Origin of the sequence: Streptomyces sp. NPDC051738, from assembly GCF_044453205.1 — a bacterium.
Lineage (GTDB): Bacteria > Actinomycetota > Actinomycetes > Streptomycetales > Streptomycetaceae > Streptomyces.
In genome coordinates, this window is the sequence record NZ_JBITCM010000023.1 from 152,168 (window position 1) to 170,836 (window position 18,669).

An 18,669-nucleotide genomic window follows, 5' to 3' on the forward strand; every position below is an offset into this window, starting at 1 on the left:
TCCGGGGCCGCCCGCGATTCGCGAAACACAACGCGCTGCGGGCCGAGGTCGACCGCGCCTGAGGAAGTACGCGGACCGACCTCGGCCCTGATGTCGGGTCAGCCGCCGCTGACGGTCAGGTTGTTGGTGTTGAAGTTGAGTCCGCCGGACGACGAGGTGATCTCATAGCCGAACTGCACGTCGCCGATGGTCTCGTTGCCGGGCATCCAGCCCTTGGTGTAGGCGATCCACTGAAGGATCGGCTTGACGTCCACGGTGCCGGAGTTGGCGTCGGACGTCCGCAGGAACGAGAACACCTGGTTCGCCCCGTTGGTGCCCTTGTAGACGTTCCAGTTGTGGCCGCCGAGGTTGACGTTGCCCTCGTAGCCGCCGATCGGGCCGACGGCTCCGTTGTAGTTGACCCAGAGCATGATCTCGTACTGGTGGTCGGTGTCCCAGATGTCGTACGACGTGTTGTACGCGCCGGACGACGGGACGCTGACGTTGTAGTTGCTGGTGAGCCAGCCGAGGGAGTCGATCGTCTTGTTGATCGTCTTCGTCGAGTTGGGGTAGGACTTGATGCCGCCGGTGTTGGGGTGATCGGCCCAGACACCCCAGTTGGTGCCGGAGTTGGCCCAGGTGCACTGGCCGCCCGCGCCGGAGCCCCAGATGTTGTTGTAGAGCTTGTAGCCGTCGAGGCTGGTGCTGGCCCACTGGTCGCAGGAGTTCCAGACTGCTGCCGAAGCCGGGGCGGAGGCGAGACCGACGGTGGCACCGAGAGCCATCGCCGGCGCGAGCACCGCCATGGTGATCTTGCGTATCTTGCTTTTAACCATGGTGTCCCTTCCACGGGTGGGGGGAAATGTGGGGGTTGCTACCACGCCCCAAGGCTGAGGACGTGGTCCTCTCCGGCGACGAGGTCGATCGGCTCCGCGTCACCGGAAGAAGTCCTGAATTCGATACGGACGGTGCGAGTCGGCTTCAGGACCGCCCTCGCCCCGTCGGGCGCCCAGGTCAGGTCGACCTCGGCGCCGCCTCGTATCGCGCTACTCGTGTCGGGCATCAGACGGGCTCCCCGTACTGCACGCCACGCCCGTTGGTGGCGAGGTAGACGCGGCCGTAGACGCGCGGATCGCCGGTATGGCCGCTCCGGTCCAGCCCCACCGGTGCCGGTCGTCGTTGATCCGCGTCCAGGTCCTGGCCTCGTCGTCGGAACGGTAGATGGCGTTGAAGTCCTCGATCCCGCCGGCCATGTAGATCGCCGGGTACGAGGCGCCCTTGGCGGCCTTGCCGAAGCCCAGGGTGTGCGAGGACCGGCAGCTGCCGACCTTGGTGAAGGTCGCGCCGCCGTCGGTGGAGCGGTAGAGCCCGTTCGCCTTGGCGCTGAGCCACAGGTCACCGGAGCGTCCCGGGGCCGCGGCCAGCTGGAACCCGGCGTCGCCCGAGCTCAGGCCGGTGGCCCGGGCGGTGAAGGTCAGGCCGCTGTCGGTGCTTGCGTAGAGCGTGCCGACGGTCGTGTCGTAGGCGTAGAAGCAGGTCGGGTCCACGGGGTCCGCGACCAGGACGGCGCCCTTCGGGAGGGAGGTGGCCTCGGACCAGGTGGCGCCGTTGTCCGCCGAGCGGTGCGCCGGGTACACGGTGCCGTCCCAGTGCGCGAGGGACCACAGCAGCACACTGCCGTCGGCGTTGGTGACGATCGGGCCGGGCGCCTCCTTGGCGACGGCCGGCTGCGACGCGGAGGGCGTCCAGGTCTTTCCGCCGTCGTTCGACCAGGCGCCGTTCTCCTGGTCGCCCGAGCCGGTGCGCACGACGTACGAGGGCTTGGCCGCGGCCTGGGCGAGTGCGATGGCGGACCCGAACACGGGTTCGTGGCCATGCCCCGCGACGGGGAGGCGGTCAGCCGCTCGTGGTAGAGCACGCCGATGTCCCGCGATCCGCTGATCAAGTGGGCCTCTCCCGTCGGAGGCGACAGGAGCGCCACCACGGACGCCTCCTCAAGACCGCGGATCTGCGGTGCCCAGCGCTTGAGGTCGCGCGTGCCGTACAGGGTCGCGCCGGTGCCGTAGACGACGTGCTCGGAGTCGAAGCGGTCGAGGCCGACGGCCTGGATCCACCAGCCGAACTTGGGCTTGTCCTTGCCCCAGTTGAGGAAGGGAGTCTCGGAGACGTCGAGGACGGCCTCGTCCTTCAGGGACTTCCAGGTGCGGCCGCCGTCGGTGGAACGGAAGACGGTGTCGATCTCGGCCCAGCGGTTGTTGGTGGACACGACGAGCGTCCCGGGCCTGCGGGCGTCGACGGCGACACCGCCGTAGCCGAAGGAATCGGTCCCGCCATCGCTCGACGCCCCACCGGGCTTCACCGGGGTGACCTCGGTCCACTTCCCGTTCGCCGTACGCAGTTTGTGCACACTGCCGTCCGACTGCCCGTTGGGGCCGGGGGCGTTGGCGTACGTCACGTACAGCTCGCGGGTGAGGCGGTCGTACGCGGCGCGGACGGGCACCTTGGCGGCGATGCCGGTGGGCTGCCCGGGGACGGGCTCCCAGGTCTTTCCGTCGGACGTGCGGTACAGGTTGGGGTGGTCGGCGGTGCCGTCGGAGTCGCCCCAGCCGGCGTAGACGCTGCGGCCCGCGGCGACGAGGAGGGTGATGCCCTGGCCGACGGTGCTCGGGGTGGCCGGGAAGCTCACGGGCTTCCAAGTGGCGCCCCGGTCGGTCGACTTGAGCAGCCCGTCGTGCCGGGTGCCGAGCCACAGGGTGTCGCAGTCGCGGGGGTCGACCAGCAGCCGTTCACCGCACCCACGCCCGTCCTCGTTGCCGCCGAACTTCACGGTGAGGTCGGTGCGCTTGCAGGTGGCACCCCGGTCCTCGGAGCGCAGCACGGCCCCATTGCCGGCCCAGGGCTGGGTGTACGTGCCGAGGGCCAGGTACACCCGGTTCGGGTGGGCGGGGTCGACGGCCATGGCCTCGACGCCGAGGAGGTTCCGGTCGTCCCAGCCGAGGTGGTCGGTCAGCGGGATCCAGCGGTCGGTCCGGGCGTCCCAGCGGTAGGCGCCCCCGATGTCGGTCCGGGCGTAGGCGAGCCCTCGCACCGACGGGTGGAACAGCACCCCGGTGATGAACCCGGTGCCGCCCATGACGGCGTTGCGCCAGCGGTATGCCTGGCCGGCGGCGGGGGCGGCGGCGTATGCGCGTCCTGCGAGGGAGGGGACGGTGGTGAGCGCGGCGGCGGCCGCGGTCCCGGCGAGAACGGCTCGTCTGCTCAGGCGGGACGTAGGCATGGACGTACCTCGTTCTGGAAGTTGGGGGGGGGAGCGCCCCGAAAGGGGCGCGGGGCTGTATCGATATGCGGCTCCGCCGCCTGGGCGCGACCAGCCACAGCGCAGCCGCAGACAACACGCGGCCGAGAGCCCTACGGCGGGGTTTCCGGTTCGGGCGTCAGCCCTTGATCGCTCCGGTCAGCATGCCCTTCTTGAAGTGCCGCTGGACGAAGGGGGAGGCAACCGCGACGGGGATCAGCGCGAGGACCATGACGGCCGTCTGCAGCCCCAGGCTGGAGAGTTCGCCGGTGTGGACCGCCTGCTGGAGGCCGGTCGGCGCTTCGGTCCCCTTCTGGACCAGCTGGATGAGCACGTTCTGCAGCGGCAGCATCTCCTGGTCGGAGAGGTAGATGGAGGCGTTGAACCAGGCGCTCCAGTAACCGACCGCGTAGAACAGGGAGATGACCGCGATCACCGCCCGCGACAGCGGCATGATGATGGTCAGCAGGATCCGCGGCTCGCTGGCCCCGTCGATGCGGGCGGACTCGGTGAGTTCGGGGGAGATCCCCATGAAGAAGGCCCGCAGGACGAGAACGTTGAAGACACTGACCGCGCTCGGAAGGATCAGCGACAGATAGGTGTCGGTGAGGCCGAGCGCCTGCACCAGGAGGTACGTCGGGATGAGGCCGGCCCCGAAGAACATGGTGGCCATGATGGTCATCAGGAAGTACCGGTGACCGAGGCTCCCCGGCCGGGACAGGCCGTAGGCGCCGAGGACCGAGACCGCCATGGAGAACAGGGTGCCGAAGAAGGTGACCCCGACCGAGACCATGATCGCCCGGCTGACCTGTCCGCCGCTCAGCAGTTCCGTGTAGTTGATGAAGGTGATGCCGCGGGGGATCACGACCAGGCCGCCGACCTGGTCGATCATCGGTTTCGGGGAGAGGCTGGTGACGACGACGATCCACAGCGGACCGAGTACGCCGAGGCAGCACAGGAGCAGCAGGCCGCCCTTCGCGGTGAGTCCGGCCTTGCTGGGCGGCTCCTCCCACACCGGCCGGGGCGGCGCCTTGAGGCTGCGGATGAGCGTGGTGTTGAGACTCACTTCTTGTACACCCCCTGCTCGCCCAGCAGGTGCGCGAACCTGTTCGCGCCCAGGACGAGAGCGACGCCGATGAGACCCTTGACGAGGCCGACCGCAGCCGCGTAACTGAAGTCGCCGTTCTGGATTCCCATGTTCCATACGTAGGTGTCGAGGACCTCGGCGGCTCCCGCGCCCACCGCGTCCCGCTGGAGCAGGAACTGCTCGAAGCCGACGCTCAGCGCGTCACCCACCCGCAGGACCAGCAGGAGCGCGATCACTGGGCGCAGTGCGGGCAGCGTCACGTGCCACATGCGCCGCCAGCGGCCGGCGCCGTCCATGGCGGCGGCCTCGTACAGATCCGTGCTGACGGCGGAAAGCGCGGCGAGGAAGACGATGATCCCCCAGCCGGCGTCCTTCCACACGGCCTCCGCGGTGACCAGCCACTTGAACAGGTCCGCATCGGTCATCAGGTCGAAGCCGCTGACGCCGTGGTTCTCCAGGGTCTGGGCGATGATGCCCGCGCCGCCGAAGATCTGCTGGAAGACAGTGATCACAAGGACCCAGGAGAAGAAGTGCGGCAGATACATGATCGCCTGCGCCACGGCCCGCACCCTCGGCCGGATCACGCTGTTGATGAGCAGCGCGAGGGCGATGGGAACGGGGAAGAACAGCACGAGCTGGATCACGAACAGGACGAGGGTGTTCTGCGTGGCATCCCAGAACAGCGGGTCCTCGACCATCCGCTCGACCTGCTCCAGGCCGACCCACGGGCTGTGGAAGATCGCCGTGATTCCGTTGCCTGCGATGTACGGGTCGTACTCCTGGAAGGCGATGACGTTGCCGAGCAGCGGGACGTAGTGGAAGACCAGCAGCAGCGCGATGAGGGGCAGCGTCATCAGGATGAGCGCGCGATCGCGGTGCCATCGGACCCGGAACGGGACCTTGCCGGCCTTGCCCATCCCGCGCGGCGCCCGCCCCTTCGTCGCCTTGGCGGCGGCGACCGCGGCCGCCGGCTCCTCGACGGCCGCGGGGGGACGGGTCCCGTCCGGCCTGCTCCCGGTGGTGAGCGACATCAGTTGCCACTGCCGTTCTTGTCGATGAGCTCCTTGTACCAGTCGCGTAGCTTGTCACCGCCGGAGGACTTCCAGTTGGCGATGAACGCCTGGACGTCGGACATCTTCTTGTTGCCGCGCACATAGTCGATCTGCAACTGCTCGAGCTGGCTGGAGAGGTTGGCGTAGCGGGCCGGCTCGATGATGGTCATGCCGTAGATGGAGGTCTTCTTCATGAAGGCACCCATCCGCTGCTGCCACTCGACCTGCGCGCGGGCGACGTCGGGGAGGTCGGGGTGCGCGAGGTAGGGCGCCGGGGCCGCCAGCATCGACCAGGCGTTGATCACCTCGCTGTTGCCCTGGTCGGTCTTGACCGGGGTGCCGTCCTTGACCGTGTAGTGGCTGCCCTCGACGCCGTAGTCGACGAGCATCCGCTCCTTGGTGCCGTAAGGCGCTGCCGCGAAGCTCGCGGCGGCCAGGGCGTTCTCGACCGTTTCCTTGGAGGCGCCCTTGCGGATCATCGACCAGATGTTGGCGGGCGCGGACGCGTACGGCGTCGGGTTGCCGCCGTCGGCGCCGAAGATGTCCATGCCGTCGATCTGGAACTCCGGGTTGGCCCGGGCCTGTTCGGCCGCCTTGACGTACCAGAAGGTCATGTCGCCTTTGCAGACCAGGATCTGTCCGGAGGTGAACCGCTGGCCCTCGTCGCCGGTGCGCGCCCGGTCGTCGGGGTGGACCACGCCGGCGTCGAACAGCTTGCGGAGCCACGCCAGGGATTCGAGATACTCGGGACGCTCGATGCTGTACCGCAGCTTGCCGTCGTCGTCGATGTTCCAGTTGGGCGCGACGCTGAAGACGGCGCCCGCGATCCAGGAGATGTCACCGCAGGCGTACACCTTGGCCTTGGCGCTGGTGGCGTCCTTGGCCCAGCTGAGGAACTCGTCGGCCGACTTGGGTACGGAGTACCCGTTCTTCTCGAAGATGTCCTTGCGGTAGTAGGGCACGATCATGCTGGCCGGGGCGGTGGGCATCGGGATGCCGCGCAGCGCGCCGCCGAAGATGCCCATGCGCCAGGCGTCGGACGGTATCGCGGCCAGGTTCGGGTACTTCTTGACCTTGTCGCCCGCCAGGTAGGGGCCGAGGTCCATGCACTTCGCGGCGACCGCACTCCCGATCTTGCTGTTGTTCAGTTCCCAGCTGGGCACGACCACCATGTCGGGCAGGGAGGTCGAGGCGAGGACGGCGCCGAGCTTCTGGCCGTAGGTCATGCCGTTCTGGTTCTGCCAGGTGACCTTGGTACCCGCCGCCGCGTCGAGCTCCTGGTAGTAGGCGCAACCGGGCTTCGGCGGGGTGCCCCAGAACGGGGACATGATCTTGACGGGGGCGCCGGTGCCGAGCTTGTCCGGTACCGAGGTGGTGAGGGCCGCGAGGTCGACCTTGCTGGTGTAGCCGGCCGCCGCACCGTTCTTCGAGGGAATGTCCGGATCGGCCACCTTGCTGGCGACGTAGGTCGGGAGCAGCTTGTCCGCGGCCTTGCCCGACGTGGTGCCCTCTCGCGACCCGCTGTCCGAACCGCCGCAGGCGGTGAGCAGCGGCATTCCCCCGGCCACCGCTGCGGTGGCGATCGCTGAGGAGGCGAGGAAGCTTCTCCGGCTCGGTCCGGAGGAGGCGGCATTCGGCGTCATTGCGTCAACCCTTCATGGCTCACCTGGACACCCGGCGGTGGGCCGTCGGCTGCGGTGTCGTGACTGGAACTGGCTGAGCTGAAGCGGACATCCAACCACTGCAACGCGATTCACAGTCGAAGCGCTTCGAAGTTTCTGTGAGGTTAAGTGAACACCCATACGCACACAAGGGTCGCTTCCAAGATTCCTCCGAGGTGCTGGAGGGGGCACTCCGTATGCCCTGCTTGAGGGAACGGTGTTGCTCTCTTGACCTTCGCCCTGGTGCCTGACGAGCATCGAAGCGCTTCGAAACTACTTGCCGCTCCATCTACAGGGATCCCACGTGTCCGCGCATACGCCGCGCACACATCACCCTTTCCGCGATCCGCAGCTGCCTTTCGCGAAGCGCATCGACGATCTGCCGGCGCGGCTCACGCTCGACGGAAAGATGGGATGGCTACGACCGCGTGACCCGGCCTGCGCAGCGACCATCCGACGTACTGGCCGGACCCCGGGGACGACTCAGGCTTGCCGGCCGATGAATTCGGCCAGGGCGTGCCGAAGACCGACGCCGGGCTCGTTGTCGGCCTGTCGGCCTGTTTCCGGTGCCGCGGTGGCGGATGTCACCGGTCCTGCGCGGCAGACCCCGGTGCGGCGGCGAGGACGCGGACGTCCCAGGCACCGAGTCGCACGGGCGTACCGGCCGGGACCACGCTGCCGTCCAGGGCGTCGGTCAGGTCCACCGGGGCCTGGGCGGTGGCCGGCTGCCAGCTCCAGTTGTGGACGACATGGACGCGCCGGCCGTCGGGGGCGGTGCCGGTGGCGACGGTGACCGAGTCCGGCAGGCCCTGCCAGCCGCCGCACGGGGAGGGCGCGAGCCACGCGGCGAGCGCGCGCGCCAGATCGCGGCCGGGCACGGTGCCCACGCACGTGACGCGGCCCACGCCGTGGCGGCGGGTGGTGACGGCGGGCCAGCTCCCGAAGTGCGGGTGGTCGTACTCGGCCAGGACGTCGGCGTCCTCGACGGCCAGGCCCTCCACCCAACGGGTGGCCACCGCGCCGCCCGGCAGTTGGAGCGGGCTGTCCGGTGCGGTGCGCAGCGGCAGGTCGGCGTGCAGGTTGCTGAACTCGTCGTACCGGACGCCCGCGGCCCGCACCAGTCGCGCCGGTGTCACCTCGTGGCGTGCCCGCGCCTCATGGTCGCCGTAGCCGGTGAGGGGGCCGAGGACGAGGTGGCCGCCCGCCTCCGCGTAGGCGCCGAGCCAGTCGAGCATCCCGTCGTCCGCCACGTACAGCGCGGGGGCGATGAGCACGGGGTGCAGCTCGGCCGCCGACTCCGGTGCCAGTCCCGGGCGTTCGCCGCGCGGGTCGTGCAACTGACGGGCGTGCAGGATCCGTACCTGGCGCCCCGCCTCGAAGGCGCCCCGGTAGAACGGATCGAAGATGCCCTCGTACGCACCCGCGTCCGGACCGCCGTCGGGGCCGGCGAGCGGCGGGTACTTGTTCATCAGCCACTTGCTCGGCGCCGAGTACACCATCGCGATGTCGGCGTCCGGTGTGATCCCGGCGACCAGGTCTCCTGCCCGCTCGAACTCGGCGCCCAGTCGGGCGAGTTCGCGGTAGGCGCGCCCCGGTCGGCCGCTGTGCGGGAGGATCCCGCCCCAGTACGTCTCGGTGCCGAAGTGCAGGGTGTGCCAGTGCCAGTACTCGATCATGCGGGCCCCGCGCGCGACCAACGCCCACGCGGCCTGCCGCCACTGCCCGTCGAAGGCGGGCCGGTTGTCCGAAGTGCCTCCGATGGCTTGGGCGTTGGTCTCCGTGATCAGGAACGGCTCCTGGCGCGAGGAGTAGATCCGGTCGGCGCTGTGGTGCAGCGCCCACGCCCCGTACGCCATCCATTGCCCCGGCAGCTTCTCGTGCGGCGGCTCGGGCATCGTGAGGCTGTCCTGCATGTCGTAGTACGGGTTGCCCGCGGTGACGTCCAGGCTGTCGGTGAGTTCGTCGTCCTCCAGGCCGGGAGACCAGTAGGCCAGGCACGTGGTGACGAACTGGCCCGGCCTCGCGTACTCACGCACGATGCCGGCCTGCCAGGCGATGAACTCGGTGGTCTGCCGGGCCTGGAACGCCCGCCAGGCCAGGTCGTACTGCGGCTGTGCGTTGCCCTCCGGCTTCCACATGTCGGCCCAGGTGGACAGTCGGTGCGACCAGTACACAAGACCCCACTCGCGGTTGAGGGTCTCCACATCGCCGTACCGCTGCCGCAGGTCGTCCACGAACCGCTGGAAGACACCGTGGTTGTGCGGCAGCCGCGGGCCCGGCTCGTTGTCGACCTGGAAACCGATGACCGCGGGATGGTCGGCGTAACGGGCCGCGACCGCGCGGATCACCCGCTCCGCGTGGAAACGGAAGGCCGGGTGCGTGATGTCGACCTCCTGCCGGCCACCCCACGCGGCGGGCCGCCCGGTGGCGTCCTCGGCGGCGATCTCCGGGTACTGGCGGGCCAGCCACGGCGGCACCGCGTAGGTGGGGGTTCCGAGGACGACGGAGATGCCGCGCTCGTGGGCGCCGTCGAGGACGGGTTGCAGCCAGTCCAGTTCGAACCGGCCGTTCTCCGGTTCCCAGGTGGACCAGACCGACTCGCCGACGCGGATGACGGTGAACTTCGCCTCCGCCATGAGATCGAGGTCGGTCTTGAGCCGCTCGTACGGCTGGTACTCGTGGTAGTAGGCGGCGCCGAACAGGACGCGCGCGGGCAAATCAGTCATGCGAAGCCCTTGAGAGACGTGGGGATCCCGGCGGCCGGGACGGGGAGGTGGGGCAGTCGAAGCGCTTCACTTGATGACGCAAGTTAATGAGGAATTTCTGGCGAAACAAGGGCTGCAGACAAGGGAACCCTCTTTCTTGCCCGGCAGTGACATGGCATCTTGGGCGGGGCAGCGTCGAAGCGCTTCACCAACCAGTCTCTCCCACTCGTTGAGGTACCTCGTGGGTTCTGCTTTCCTGCCCGCCGGCTTCCGCTTCGGAGCCGCGACCGCCGCCTACCAGATCGAGGGCGCCCACGACCAGGACGGCCGCGGCCCGTCCATCTGGGACACCTTCAGCCACACCCCTGGCCACACCCTCGGCGGCGCCACCGGCGACACCGCCTGCGACCACTACCACCGCTACCGCGAGGACATCGGCCTGCTGCGCGAACTCGGCGTCGACGGCTACCGGTTCTCGATCGCCTGGCCCCGCCTGCTGCCCGAGGGCACCGGGCCGGTCAACGCCAAGGGCCTGGACTTCTACGACCGGCTGATCGACGATCTGCTGGCCGCCGGTGTCGCACCCGCCGTCACGCTCTACCACTGGGATCTCCCCCAGGCCCTGGAGGACCGCGGTGGCTGGCGCGTCAGGGAGACCGCCGAGGCGTTCGCGCAGTACGCGGCCCTCGCGGCCGAGCGCTACGGGGACCGGGTGGAGCACTGGATCACGCTCAACGAGCCGTACTGCTCCGCCTTCGTCGGCTACGCCGAGGGGCGGCACGCACCCGGCGCCCAAGAGGGCCGCGGCGCGCTGGCCGCCGCTCACCACCTGCTGGTCGCCCACGGCCTGGCCGTACGCGCGCTGCGCGCCGCGGGCGCCCCGGAGATCGGCATCACCCTCAACCTCGACCGCATCCACGCCGCCTCCGACCGACCCGAGGACCGCGCCGCCCTGCGTCGTGCCGAGACCCTGCACAACGACATCTGGACGGAACCGCTCTTCGCCAACCGCTACCCCTGGCACGAGGCCGAGACCTGGGCCGGTCTCGCCGACGGCCCCTGGCGGCTGCCCGGCGACTTGGACCTGATCGGCGCCCCGCTGGACTTCCTGGGCATCAACTTCTACCGGCCCCTCACCGTGGCCGACGCGCCCCATCAGGTGGCCGACCCCGAGCAGCGCACCGCCGTGGACGTCGGCGTGACCGAACTGGACCCGTACGGCACCCGGCACACCACCATGGGCTGGCCGGTCGTCCCATCCGCATTCACCGAACTGCTCCGTGACCTCCACGCCCGCTACCCGCACCTGCCCCCGATCTGGATCACCGAGAACGGCTCCGCGGAGGCCGACACGGTCTCATCCAACGGCCGCGTCCACGACCCCGACCGCATCGGCTACCTGGCCGACCACCTCACCGCCGTGGCCGACGCCGTCGCCGCCGGCGTCGACGTACGCGGCTACTACGCCTGGTCGCTGCTGGACAACTTCGAGTGGGCGCGCGGCTACGACCAGCGCTTCGGTCTCGTCCACGTCGACTACGACACGCTGACCCGAACGCCCAAGGACAGCTACCACTGGTACCGGGGCCTGATCACCGCGCACCGCGCGCGGACGGAGGAACCTGCCCGATGAAGTTCACGGACGGCTACTGGCTGATGCGTCCGGGCTGCACCGCCCGCTACGCGACCGAGGTCGCCGACATCCGCGCCGACGACCACCGGATGACCCTCTACGCACCCGTGAAGCACGTGAGTCGGCGCGGACAGACCCTCAACAGCCCGCTGCTGACCGTGGAGTGCTGGTCCCCGGCCGAGGGGATCATCGGCGTGCGGACCACCCACCACGCCGGATCGGTGCGCCGAGGACCGGAGTTCGCGTTGCCTGGCGCCGGTGCGGACGCCGGCAAGGTGCGCCGGGACGGAGCGGTGCTGGAGCTGGCCTCCGGCGAACTGACGCTGCGGGTGGACACGGAACAGCCGTGGCGGCTGGAGTTCACCGCCGGCGGACGCGTGCTGACCTCCGCCGGCGAACGCGGCACCGGTTTCGTCACCGACGCCGAGGGCCGTCACCACATGGTCGGCCAACTCGCCCTGGGAGTGGGGGAACTGGTCTACGGACTGGGTGAGCGGTTCACCCCGTTCGTCAAGAACGGGCAAGTGGTGGACATCTGGCAGGCAGACGGCGGCACCAGCAGCGAACAGGCGTACAAGAACATCCCGTTCCACCTGACCAACCGCGGCTACGGCGTCTTCGTGAACCACCCCGGCAAGGTCAGCTACGAGGTCGGCTCGGAGAGCGTCGGACAGGTCCAGTTCAGCGTCGAGGACCAGTCGCTGGAGTACTTCGTCGTGTACGGCCCGAACCTGAAGCAGATCCTGGAGCGCTACACCGGGCTCACCGGCCGCCCCGCCCTGCCGCCCGCCTGGGCGCTGGGCCTATGGCTGAGCACGTCCTTCACGACCGACTACGACGAGGCCACGGTGGGCCGCTTCATCGACGGCATGGACGAGCGCGGCATCCCGCTGAGCGTCTTCCACTTCGACTGCTTCTGGATGCGCGCCTACCAGTGGTCCGACTTCGCATGGGACTCCGAGACCTTCCCCGACCCGGCGGGCATGCTGGCCCGGCTCAAGGAGCGGGGACTGCGGGTGTGCGCCTGGATCAACCCCTATATCGCCCAGAAGTCCGAGCTGTTCGAGGAGGGCATGCGCGAGGGCCACCTTGTGCGTCGCCCGGACGGCAGTGTGTGGCAGTGGGACCTGTGGCAACCGGGCATGGCCCTGGTCGACTTCACCAACCCGGCGTCCCGTGACTGGTACACCGGCAAGCTTCGCACCCTGCTCGCCCAGGGCGTGGACTGCTTCAAGACCGACTTCGGCGAACGCATCCCCACCGACGTCGTCTGGCACGACGGCTCCGACCCGCAGCGGATGCACAACTACTACACCCACCTGTACAACCAGGCCGTCTTCGACCTGCTGCGCGAGGAGCGCGGCGAGGGCGAGGCGATGCTGTTCGCCCGCTCGGCCACCGCCGGCGGTCAGCAGTACCCCGTGCACTGGGGCGGCGACTGCGACTCCCACTTCGGCGCCATGTCCGAGTCACTGCGCGGCGGGCTCTCGCTCGGCCTGTCCGGGTTCGGCTTCTGGAGCCACGACATCGGCGGCTTCGAGGGCACCCCGACGCCGACCGTCTTCAAGCGCTGGGTGCAGTTCGGGCTGCTCTCCTCGCACAGCCGCCTGCACGGCAGCAAGTCGTACCGCGTGCCCTGGGACTACGGCGAGGAGGCCGTCGACGTCACCCGCGAATTCACCCTGCTCAAGCACCGCCTCGCCCCGTACCTCCAGCGCGCCGCGCAGCAGGCGCACACCACCGGTGTCCCGGTGATGCGTGCCATGGTGCTGGAGTTCCCCGACGACCCGGCCGCCGCCACCCTCGACCGGCAGTACATGCTGGGCGACGACCTGCTTGTCGCCCCGGTCTTCACCGACGACGGCACAGTCGAGTTCTACGTGCCGGAAGGCCCATGGACCAATGTGCTGACGGGCGCTCAGGTCACCGGTCCGCGCTGGGTACGCGAACAGCACGACTTCCACACCCTGCCGCTGCTGGCCCGCCCCGACTCGGTCATCCCCCTCGCGGCCGACGACCAACGCCCGGTCTCCGCCTGGGCGGACGGCGTCGAACTACGGGTGCACGCCTTCGCCGACGGCGCCGAGTGTACCGTGCTGATCCCCAGCGCCGACGGCCCCGGTGAAACGGCCCGCTTCCACCTGCGCCGCCGGGGCGACCGCCTGCACGTGACCACCGACAGCCCGCACCCGTGGCAGCTGCGCATCGGCGGCCCGAACGGGGCCGTGCACACCCGGCCCGCCGGCACCTCGGAGGCCGACCTGCCGTATCCGGGCTGAGCCCGACAGCCAGGGCGGGGGGTCGACTCCTGAACTGCTGTACGTGGGGAGGGAGTTCCTGGTCCTCGCGGTCGTCGGGGGCACCGCGTGGGACAAGGCCGCCGGCCGCCTGACCCACCCGACCGAGGCGGCGGCACGCCGCGGAACTGGGTGCGATCACCGCTCGACTGGACACCCAGGCTCGTCGCTGGAGGCGGCGACGCCCTCGAAGAGGTCACGGAACCCAGGCGACCTGGCGCCGCATGCTCGCCGGCGCCAGGACCCGCGACAACAGCCACGGCGAGATGATCCGAGCCGGCTACGACCAGACACTCAGGACTCCGCCGGACACATCGTTGGTGCTCTTGGGCAGGGTCACGGGACGTGGCCTTCTCGCCCGATGCGATGCCGACGGATTGCCGCCTGTGCCTGCCCGGGCCGATGGACTCGCCACTTTTGTGGACCAGGACCGTCCTCGCAGCCGACGGCGGCGGTCTCGCCCCTGGCCGCGGCCCGCCGTGCACGCCGGGGCGGTTCTTGTTGTGCTGGATGGGCGACGGTACTGCGGCCCGGCCGCCGTCCTGACGGGCGGCCGGGCGGGCCGGACCTCGTCGAGCGGCGCGCCGCCCGATCGCGGACGAGCCGGCCCCGCCCTTCGAGACGCGAGTGGGGGCGCGAAGGCCCCAGCCCCGGTCGCTCCGGCACCTGGCACCTGGCACCTGGCACCCCGAACGCACCGGCCGGAGCGCCGTGGAGCGGGGGCCGATCTAGGCTGGAAGCAGCCGCTGGAAACCAGCCCTGACGGGCACGGCTGTCCGGACGGAGGCGTGGCGCGTGGAGATGGCCGACAAGCAGGACGCGCCCACTGCCGTTGCCGTGGTGGACCCGGACGGCATGGTGAGCGGCTGGAGCGAGGGGTGCCGGCTGCTGCTGGGCTGGACGGCGGAGGACACCGTCGGCCGCCCCGTGACCGACCTGCTCGTCGATCCCCCGCCACCCGGCTTCCCCGAGGGCTACGGCGCCGGCCCCGACCCCACGGGGTTCATCCCCCTGCGCCACCGGGACGGTTCCACGGTGGACGCCGTGGTGGCGGCTCACCCGCTGTTCGGCCCCGACGGGCGGGCACTGGGTCACGTGGTGACCGTCCAGCGCTGGGGACGCCGCCCGGTGATCGCCGACCGGGCCTTCGAGCAGTCCCCCTTCGCTCTGGGCGTCTACGACCCTGAACTGCGGTTCCTGTGGATCAACGCCTCCTCGTGCCGGGTGATCGCGCACTCCGAGGAGCAGGTGCTCGGTAAGAAGTACCGCGAGGTGTTGCCCGAATTCGACCGCACGCTATTTCCCGAAAGGGACGACAAGCCCTACACCGACAAGCTCGCCGAAGTGGCGAGGACGGGCGAGCCCGCGCGTCTCATCACCGTCTTCCGCCCGCTCGGCAGCAACTACGCCAACGCCTGGGCCACCAGCATCTGGCCCGTCCGGGATGGGGAGGGCAGGGTCCTCGCGATCGCCAACTGGGGATTCGACATGAGCGCCGAGTACTGGGCTCGGCAGCGCCTGCTCCTGCTCAACGAGGCCACCCGTGGCATCGGCCGGACACTCGACGTGATCGGCACCGCCCAGGAACTGGCCAGGACCCCCGTGCCGGGATTCGTCGACCTCGTCACCGTAGATCTCTTCGACGAGGTGCTGCGCGGAGAGGAACCGCCCTCCGCGTCCGCGTTCACCCCCGGCGAGACCATCGCACTCGGCCGTGCCGCCCAGCACAGCGCGAGGGAGGACACCGACCGGGTTCCCGGGCCCACCATTCCGGTCAGCCACGCTCCCGGTTCCGTCGCCGCCCACTGCGTGGCCACCGGCAGGTCCACGGTCGAGCTCGCCGCTGAGCCCGGCCAGGGCGGCGAATGGGCCTTCGGGCCCGGGCTCGCCGCCGACCCGGCGCACTGGCCACCGGGCAACCCGTTGATCGACGGGTCCATCGCCGCGGAGGGGCTGACCGGCCGGATCACCGTGCCGCTCCGGGCGCGCGGCGCACTGCTCGGCGTCGTCGCCTTCTCCCGCCGCGACCGGCCCGAGGCCTTCACCGCCGACGACCTGATCCTCGCCGAAGAGCTGACCGCCAAGGCGGCCGTCGCCATCGACAACGCCCGCCGGTACTCGCGCGAGCGCACGACCGCGCTGACCCTGCAGCGCAGCCTGCTGCCGCAGGGGCTGCCGAACCAGGAGGCGGTCGACGTGGCATCCCGCTACCTGCCCGGCGGGACCGGCGCGGAAGTGGGCGGTGACTGGTTCGACGTCATTCCGCTGTCCGGCGCCAGGGTCGCCCTGGTCGTCGGCGATGTCGTCGGCCACGGCCTGCACGCCTCGGCCGGCATGGGCCGACTGCGCACGGCGGTCCGCACCCTCGCCGACGTCGACCTGCCGCCGGACGAGCTGCTGACCCACCTGGACGACCTGGTCCTCCACCTCGCCAACGACCTCCAGTCCGCCGGCCACTTCCAGCCGACCGGCGAGTCCGGGGCCACCTGCCTGTACACCGTCTACGACCCTGTCTCCCGGCGCTTCACGCTGGCGAGCGCCGGCCATCCCCTGCCGCTGATCATCTCCCCGGACGGCACAAGGACACCTGTACCCGCACAGCCGGGACCGCCGCTCGGCATCGGTGGGCTGCCTTTCGAGGCCACCGAGCTCGAACTGCCCGAGGGCAGCCTGCTCGCCCTCTACACCGACGGAGTGGTGCAGAGCCGCGAGCGCGACGTCGACGAGGGGATCGCCGAACTGCAGCGGGTCCTGAACCACTCGGCCACCTCACTGGAGTCCCTGTGCGACACGGTGATGGACGCCATGCTCCCCGAACGCCGCACCGACGACGCCGCCCTGCTGCTCGCTCGTACTCACGCGCTGGATCCCCACCACGTCGCCGACTGGGACGTCGAGCCCGACCCCGCGCAGGTGCCGCGCGCCAGGAAGTTCGCCGTCGACCAGGTGGACACCTGGGGCCTGGAAGAGGCGGCGTTCGTCACCGAACTGGTCGTCAGCGAGCTGGTCACCAACGCCATCAGATACGGCGAGCCGCCGATCAGGCTGCGGCTGATTCGCGATACCTCCCTGATCTGCGAGGTCTCCGACGCCAGCAACACCGCTCCGCACCTGCGCCGGGCCCGGGCCTTCGACGAGGGCGGCCGGGGCCTGTTGCTCGTCGCCCAGCTCACCCAGGGGTGGGGCACCCGGCACACCACCAACGGCAAGACGATCTGGTGCGCGCAGGCCCTCCCCTAGGCTAGTTCCCCAAAATGCGCCACCGGTTGTCGGCAGTGCCATTGTCCGAGTCCTGGACTGCGAACGCGCCGACAGCGGTGGAGTTGTTCGCGATGGCGAGCAACTTGCCACTGTGCGCGTTGCGGATCTTGTAGGTCCCGTCTCCCTGGTCGAGCAGCGTCCATTTGTGGTCGGCGGTGCCGGTGTCCGACCACTGCAGGACGGTCGCATTGTCTGCCGTGGACATGTCCTGGACGCCGAGCACCTTGCCGCTGTGGGCATTGCGGAAGCGGACCGCGTTTCCGTCGGTGATCATCTGCCAGTTGTGATCGGCGGTGCCCGAGTCGTTCCACTGCAGAGCGCGGCCACCGTCGGCCGTGGACATGTTCTGGATGCCCAGCACGAGATCGCTGCCCACGTTGGCGAGCCGGACGGTGTCGCTGGTGTCCCAGTAGACGGTGTAGTTGTGGCCATGCGCGTCGTGGAACGGGCCCAGGTTGACGGTGGAGCCGTAGTTGCCGGACAGGACCACCGGGCCGTAGGTGATCGCGGCGACGTTCGTGTTGCCGTTGGCCGCTCGCATGACGATCCGCATGGGCAGGCGGACGGTGACCGTGTCGCCGGAGGTCCACGAGCGGTTCAGGGTGGCGTAGCTGCCGGGGGTGGTGGTGATGGTTTGCGCGACGCCGTTGACACTGACAGTGGCCCCGGTGGCCCAGCCCGGGATGCGGATGCGCATCGCCCAGGTTCCGCTGACGTTGCCGGTGACTTGCAGGGTCGTGGTGTCACTGTTCGGGTACGACGTGGTCTGGGTGACCGTGATTCCGCGCTCTGACCAGTTGAGCACCGAGGGCACGAACAGGTTCACGATCAGCGTGTTGTCACTGCGGAAGTAGATGGAGTCCATCAGCCTGGTGTGCATCTCCAGGCCCGTGCCCTGGCAGCACCAGAAGGTGCCGTAGTCGGTGCTCCAGGTGCCGCCGCCCCACGCCGGGCCCACACCGCGTCGGCCGCCCGGATTGAGCGGGGTGAAGTAGGTGACGTGGCCGTGGTCGTCGGCCGGGTTCTGCTGGCCGATCATCTGGTTCAGCCACGCCTGCTCGTAGTAGTCGAACAGCGCGACCCGGTTCGGGTCCAGCGCGAACAGTTCCCTGGTGAGGGTGAGCTTGTTGAAGGTGTTGCAGCTTTCGCACGTGTCCTGGTTCAGGTAGCCGGCGATGGCGTTCGGGGCGCGGAAATGCTCCGCCTGGCTGTTGCCGCCGATGGCATAGGTGTGCGTGTTGACGCAGATGTTCCAGGCGTTGGTGGCGATGTCCCGGTAGCGGGTGGTGCCGGTGGCCTTGTACTCCCGGGCGGCCCCTATCCACTTGGGTACCTGGGTGTTGGCGTGCAGTCCGTTGAGCCGGTCCTGGTTGGACGCCAGCGGGTCGAACACCGTGGCGTGGTCGAACCGCCGGGCGACGGTGAGCCACCGCGCGTCGCCTGTCTGCTGGTAGAGATCGGTCAGCACGGTGTTCATGCCGCCGAACTCGGTTCCCAGCATGGCCTGCATCTGCTGGCCGCTCAGCCGTCCGGTGCGCCAGTCGACCCATCCCGCCAGGGCGAGCAGCACGTCACGGGCTTGGGTGCTGCCGATGTGGCGCCATACGTCCAGCAGGCCGACAAGGGTCTTGTGGATGGTGTAGTACGGCACGTTGCCGTTGCTCAGGGTCCGCTGCTCGAGAGCGGTGAAGTCGGACTC

Annotated in this window: 10 protein-coding genes and 1 pseudogene; 3 read left to right on the forward strand and 8 right to left on the reverse strand. The window is 69.7% G+C overall.

What is annotated here, in order from left to right:
- Positions 1 to 98 precede the first annotated feature (98 nt).
- From ACIA8X_RS39115 to ACIA8X_RS39145, 7 genes and pseudogenes are all read right to left on the reverse strand, one after another.
- Positions 99 to 815, reverse strand: coding sequence for a hypothetical protein (locus ACIA8X_RS39115; RefSeq protein ID WP_399460302.1), 717 nt, complete (start codon positions 813 to 815; stop codon positions 99 to 101).
- Positions 816 to 853: 38 nt separating this feature from the next.
- Complete coding sequence (locus tag ACIA8X_RS39120; protein ID WP_399460303.1) at positions 854 to 1,042, reverse strand: hypothetical protein; 189 nt, start codon at positions 1,040 to 1,042, stop codon at positions 854 to 856.
- Positions 1,042 to 3,256 (reverse strand): annotated as a pseudogene (locus tag ACIA8X_RS39125) (1,4-beta-glucanase). The gene ACIA8X_RS39120 and the pseudogene ACIA8X_RS39125 overlap by 1 nt, the downstream one beginning before the upstream one ends.
- Positions 3,257 to 3,413: 157 nt before the next feature.
- On the reverse strand, positions 3,414 to 4,340 hold the full coding sequence (locus ACIA8X_RS39130) for a carbohydrate ABC transporter permease (protein ID WP_399460304.1): 927 nt from the start codon (positions 4,338 to 4,340) through the stop codon (positions 3,414 to 3,416).
- Entirely contained in the window at positions 4,337 to 5,392 is a 1,056-nt protein-coding gene (locus ACIA8X_RS39135; protein WP_393460113.1) for an ABC transporter permease, read from the reverse strand. Before ACIA8X_RS39135 ends, ACIA8X_RS39130 begins: the two co-directional genes overlap by 4 nt.
- Positions 5,392 to 7,056 (reverse strand): extracellular solute-binding protein, encoded by a 1,665-nt coding sequence (locus ACIA8X_RS39140; protein ID WP_399460305.1) that lies wholly within the window; start codon positions 7,054 to 7,056, stop codon positions 5,392 to 5,394. The genes ACIA8X_RS39135 and ACIA8X_RS39140 overlap by 1 nt, the downstream gene beginning before the upstream one ends.
- 602 nt (positions 7,057 to 7,658) lie before the next feature.
- Complete coding sequence (locus tag ACIA8X_RS39145) at positions 7,659 to 9,800, reverse strand: beta-galactosidase (RefSeq protein ID WP_393460119.1); 2,142 nt, start codon at positions 9,798 to 9,800, stop codon at positions 7,659 to 7,661.
- A gap of 220 nt (positions 9,801 to 10,020) precedes the next feature.
- On the opposite strand from ACIA8X_RS39145, the gene ACIA8X_RS39150 reads away from it, so the two are divergent.
- From ACIA8X_RS39150 to ACIA8X_RS39160, 3 genes are all read left to right on the forward strand, one after another.
- Positions 10,021 to 11,412, forward strand: a complete 1,392-nt coding sequence (locus tag ACIA8X_RS39150) for a GH1 family beta-glucosidase (RefSeq protein ID WP_393460121.1) — start codon at positions 10,021 to 10,023, stop codon at positions 11,410 to 11,412.
- Positions 11,409 to 13,691, forward strand: a complete 2,283-nt coding sequence (yicI, locus tag ACIA8X_RS39155; protein WP_393460124.1) for an alpha-xylosidase — start codon at positions 11,409 to 11,411, stop codon at positions 13,689 to 13,691. Before ACIA8X_RS39150 ends, yicI begins: the two co-directional genes overlap by 4 nt.
- A gap of 819 nt (positions 13,692 to 14,510) precedes the next feature.
- Entirely contained in the window at positions 14,511 to 16,949 is a 2,439-nt protein-coding gene (locus ACIA8X_RS39160) for a SpoIIE family protein phosphatase (RefSeq protein WP_393460150.1), read from the forward strand.
- A 1-nt stretch (position 16,950) separates the two neighbouring features.
- On the opposite strand, the gene ACIA8X_RS39165 is transcribed toward ACIA8X_RS39160, so the two are convergent.
- Positions 16,951 to 18,669: beta-L-arabinofuranosidase domain-containing protein (locus tag ACIA8X_RS39165; protein WP_393460127.1), on the reverse strand; the 1,719-nt coding region annotated here is incomplete at its 5' end.

Excerpts from the sequence above, each read along its gene's own strand:
- ACIA8X_RS39115 (WP_399460302.1), bottom strand. The coding sequence starts at position 815 with ATGGTTAAAAGCAAGATACGCAAGATCACCATGGCGGTGCTCGCGCCG.
- ACIA8X_RS39120 (WP_399460303.1), bottom strand. The coding sequence starts at position 1,042 with ATGCCCGACACGAGTAGCGCGATACGAGGCGGCGCCGAGGTCGACCTG.
- ACIA8X_RS39135 (WP_393460113.1), bottom strand. The coding sequence starts at position 5,392 with ATGTCGCTCACCACCGGGAGCAGGCCGGACGGGACCCGTCCCCCCGCG.
- ACIA8X_RS39140 (WP_399460305.1), bottom strand. The coding sequence starts at position 7,056 with ATGACGCCGAATGCCGCCTCCTCCGGACCGAGCCGGAGAAGCTTCCTC.
- ACIA8X_RS39145 (WP_393460119.1), bottom strand. The coding sequence starts at position 9,800 with ATGACTGATTTGCCCGCGCGCGTCCTGTTCGGCGCCGCCTACTACCAC.
- yicI (WP_393460124.1), top strand. The coding sequence starts at position 11,409 with ATGAAGTTCACGGACGGCTACTGGCTGATGCGTCCGGGCTGCACCGCC.
- ACIA8X_RS39160 (WP_393460150.1), top strand. The coding sequence starts at position 14,511 with ATGGCCGACAAGCAGGACGCGCCCACTGCCGTTGCCGTGGTGGACCCG.